The organism is Synechococcus sp. R55.7 (assembly GCF_047461955.1).
Classification (GTDB): domain Bacteria; phylum Cyanobacteriota; class Cyanobacteriia; order Thermostichales; family Thermostichaceae; genus Thermostichus.
In genome coordinates this window covers 1-2198 of the sequence record NZ_JANSIC010000302.1, presented here as the reverse complement: position 1 = coordinate 2198, position 2198 = coordinate 1, and the positions used below count along the sequence as shown (strand labels likewise).

General features: G+C 60.6%; 1 protein-coding gene and 1 pseudogene. One reads left to right on the top strand and one right to left on the bottom strand.

Going from position 1 to position 2198, the window contains the following annotated elements:
- Positions 1-1001: c-type cytochrome biogenesis protein CcsB (gene ccsB / locus NW820_RS11950; RefSeq protein WP_414407594.1), on the bottom strand; the 1001-nt coding region annotated here is incomplete at its 3' end.
- Positions 1002-1259: 258 nt separating this feature from the next.
- On the opposite strand from ccsB, the pseudogene NW820_RS11945 reads away from it, so the two are divergent.
- Positions 1260-2198: pseudogene (locus NW820_RS11945) on the top strand (hypothetical protein); the annotation flags it as partial.

Genomic DNA, 2198 nt, shown 5'->3' with positions numbered 1-2198 from the left:
CTGTGTAAGCCTTTGCCCAGAAAGTTGACCCCCAGGTAACATACCCAAACCACTCCAAAACCCAAGCTGGCCAAGAGGGCGGGGCGTCTGCCTTGCCAGCCTTTGGTGATGCGGGCGTGCAAATAGGCGGCAAAGACCAACCAGGTAATTAAAGCCCAGGTTTCTTTCGGATCCCAGCTCCAGTAGGTACCCCAGGCTTCGTTGGCCCAAACGGCGCCGGCAATAATGCCGATGGTGAGCAGGGGGAACCCCAGCCCGATCAGCCGGTAGCTGGTGTTGTCCAAGATTTCTGCCAGGCTCAGCCGTTGCCAGGGGATCCCTTCTGGGGCCGGTTGGGGAGGGAGCTCAGCCGACGAGGGGGCAGGACGGGGGGAGCGGAGGCCGGCGTAGGCCAGTTCTGAAGCCGGGGAAGGCAGGGTGGCTTCCGCCCATTCGGGATGGGTTTGGGGTTGGGGAGGGCGAAATTGCAGGCCGAGGGAGTTGCCCTTGAGATGCACTTCCTGACCGCGAGTGACGATGAGAAAGCTGATGGAGAGAAGGGATCCCACCAGCAGCGCCGCGTAGGCCAGCAACATCACAGTCACGTGCATCATCAGCCAGTTGGATTGCAAAGCCGGCACGAGGGGCTGGGCTACCTGCATATCTTCCGGCAGCACCAAGGCAGCAAAGGCTACGATCCCGGTTACAACTGGGGCAGTCATGACCCCCACCCAGCGGCTGCGGCTCCAGTGGAGGGCCAGCAGGTGCAAAGCGGTGATCCCCCAGGCCAGGAAAAACAAAGACTCGTACAGATTACTCAAGGGGAAGTAGCCTGCATCGATCCAGCGGGCCGTCAACAGGGCGGCCATCGTCAAGTTTGCCCCGATCATCCCCGCTAGGCCCAATTCGGCCAAAAGCTGCACCTGGGGAAAAGCTGCCCCACCCCAGTAGAACAGCATGGCCCCCAGAGAAATGGCAAACGCCACGTTGTTGAGCAGAGCTTGCCACTGGGCCAGATCCATGCCCGCAAGAGCTGTTATCGCCAACAGAGCCATACACGACCTCAAAAGTGTCTCCGACCCGGCTTGAGCCAGGCCAGTTGATCCCATTCTAGGGCGGGGGAAGGGATCTTCCCCAAAGGACACATGCTGGTAATGTGGGGATGGCTTGTCTGCGGCTCGGCAGGATACAAAGAGCATTGGGATGTAAGGCTCATGCAAGAACACGCGGGAAATGCCAGGTTGAGAAGGTGGGGGTTGTTGAGATGGTGGATCTGTCTGTTGACCGCCCTCGTTTTGGCCTCTTGTGGGGGATCCCCGCCTAAACCCCCGCAGGAACAGCTTCCCCAGCTAGAGCGCGTGCCGGTTCCCCCGGAGATTGCCAAGCTGGATGCCCATTTGCAGTATTGTCGCCCGCAAGTTCAGATCCTCAGCCCCAAGCCAGGTGAGGTGTTGCCAGAGCGGCAGGTAACCGTTCGCTTCGCGGTGCAAGGGTATCCGCTTTTCCAAGATCCGCAATTGGGTCTTGGCCCTCATCTGCACGTGGTGCTGGACAACCGGCCCTACATCGCCCATTACGATGCCGATGCTCCCCTCGTTTTCAAGGATTTGGAGCCGGGATCCCATACTCTGCGGGTGTTTGCCGGCAAACCCTGGCACGAGAGCTTCAAAAACTCTGAAGCCTATGCCCAGGTCAGCTTTCACGTGTTAGCTCCCACCCCCGAGTACGTGCCACAGCCGCAACTGCCCCTGCTCACCTACAACCGCCCCACAGGCAGCTACGGGGCCGAGCCAATCTTGGTGGATTTCTGGCTGGCCAATGCCCCGGTGCGGGAGAGCCTGTTGAGTGACTTGCCACGGGACTGGCGGATCCGCTACACCCTCAACGGCCAATCCGGCCTGCTGGATCGCTGGGAGTCTTTTTATCTGAAGGGCTTCAGGCCCGGTCGCAATGTGATGGTGCTGGAACTGGTGGACAGCAAAGGGGATCCCATCCGCAATGTGTTCAACAGCGCCGCCCGCGAGATCACCTACACCCCTGGCGGCCAAGATACCCTCTCCAAGCTGGTTCGGGGGGAGCTAAAAGCCGAAGAGGCCCTGGCCATCGTCCAGCCCCAGCCCACCCCTACCCCAACTCCGACACCGGAGCCCACCCCGACTCCAGAACCCACGCCCACTCCTACTCCGACGCCAACACCAACTCCGACACCCACGCCCACT